A 1,155-nucleotide genomic window follows, 5' to 3' on the forward strand; every position below is an offset into this window, starting at 1 on the left:
CACGGCGGGCTTGCTCGGGGCTGATGGTTCCGGGTAGCGGTTCGCGGTGAGCGGCGGCGCTCGCGATGAGGCTCGGCCGGTCTGTCCTTCGGGGCGGGTCGGCCGAGCCTGTTTCGGATAACAGGCCCCAGGCGGCGAGAAAGCGGCGGCGCCGGCGGCGAGTTTGGCTGGGGCCAATGGCTCGGGTAGCTGTGCGCGGCGGCGCAAGTGATGAAGCCAGTGGTGGCTCACGGTAGGCAGCCGGTGGGCCAGATGCCGGGCAGGTCGGCGCGGGCCACCCCGTACTGAGCCAGGAGCAGGTCGTAGACGGTGGTGACGAGCGGGCCGCCGGGGTGCAGGCGGACGGCCGGGACGCCGCGGGTGTGGATCTCGCCGCGGCCCTGGCCGTGCCGGCCGCCGTCGGTGTCGAAGCGGGGGAGCAGGACCTCGGTGGGGATGGCTTCGGGCAGGCCGAGCAGGCTCAGGCGGGGTTCGACGTCGTTCAGGTCCAGGTTCCAGCGGCCCTCGCCGGAAGCGGTCCAGCGGAAGCCGAGGGAGCTGTTGGGGACGACGGGGCGGTTGGTGGCGGCGTCGAGGATGACGGTTTTCCAGGCGGCGCCTTCGGGTTCGGCGTCGGCGTCGTTGACGCTTCCGTCGCCGCCGAGCGAAGGAGCACATCATGAGCACCGAGAGCACCGAGAGCACCGACATCCAGGACCGCATCGAGCGTGAGACCCTGATCGCCGCCTCCCAGGACCGGGTCTGGTCGCTGGTGACCGAGCCCGGCTTCTGGGTCGCGCCGACCGGCGCCACCGCGGTCGCCGGCCAGACCACCGTCGCGCACGATGAGAAGTACGGCGACTTCCCGGTGCGGGTGGAGAAGGTCGATCCGAAGAGCTACGTCGCCTACCGGTGGGCCAGCGCCTACAAGGGGGAGCAGCTGCGCGAGGGGATCACGACGCTGATCGAGTTCACGCTCACGCCCGAGGGCGACGGCACCCGGCTGCGCGTGGTCGAGAGCGGCTTCGCGGTGCTGGACGGGAGCGAGGACGTGCGGCGCGGGGCGCTGAAGGACAATACGGAGGGTTGGGCTCAGGAGATCGCCGCGCTGAAGGCGCGTGCTGAAGAGACGGCGTGAGGTCGCAGGGGGTTTCGATGGACGGGGCGGTGCTGGGT

Annotated in this window: 1 protein-coding gene and 1 pseudogene; one reads left to right on the plus strand and one right to left on the minus strand. The window is 71.5% G+C overall.

The window, feature by feature from the left end; genetic code table 11:
- Nucleotides 1-239: 239 nt before the first annotated feature.
- Nucleotides 240-602, minus strand: a pseudogene (locus GWK61_RS61350) (nitrate reductase subunit alpha); the annotation flags it as partial.
- Nucleotides 603-658: 56 nt separating this feature from the next.
- Here GWK61_RS61350 and GWK61_RS54705 point away from each other — a divergent pair.
- Entirely contained in the window at nt 659-1,117 is a 459-nt protein-coding gene (locus tag GWK61_RS54705; RefSeq protein WP_194922311.1) for an SRPBCC domain-containing protein, read from the plus strand.
- Nucleotides 1,118-1,155: the final 38 nt, after the last annotated feature.

The sequence above is a fragment of the Catenulispora rubra genome, assembly GCF_015356825.1.
Lineage (GTDB): Bacteria > Actinomycetota > Actinomycetes > Streptomycetales > Catenulisporaceae > Catenulispora > Catenulispora rubra.

Coding starts and splice junctions, on each gene's coding strand:
- GWK61_RS54705 (WP_194922311.1), top strand. CDS start 659: ATGAGCACCGAGAGCACCGAGAGCACCGACATCCAGGACCGCATCGAG.